Annotated in this window: 1 pseudogene; it reads right to left on the minus strand. The window is 77.6% G+C overall.

Features of this window, described 5'->3' with window-relative positions:
* Positions 1 to 245, minus strand: a pseudogene (locus G9H72_RS20850) (ATP-dependent helicase); the annotation flags it as partial.

Below are 245 nucleotides of genomic sequence, written 5' to 3' on the forward strand. Positions count from 1 at the left end.
CGCGGGCCGCGACCCCGGCAGCCTCCGCCTCGTCGTCGTCGTACGCCGTGAGGCCCACCGGGGGACCGGGCGGACGCTGGGCGACGAGCTCGAGGCCACCGACCTGGTCCCGCCCGGCCGCCCGCAGCGTGCGGTTCGCCAGGTCGACCACCTGCGGTGTCGAGCGGTAGTCGCGCACGAGCCGCACGACCTGGGCGCCGGGGTGCCGCTGGCCGAACGTGAGCAGGTGGTACGGGGTCGCACCG

It is taken from the genome of Motilibacter aurantiacus (genome assembly GCF_011250645.1).
Lineage (GTDB): Bacteria > Actinomycetota > Actinomycetes > Motilibacterales > Motilibacteraceae > Motilibacter_A > Motilibacter_A aurantiacus.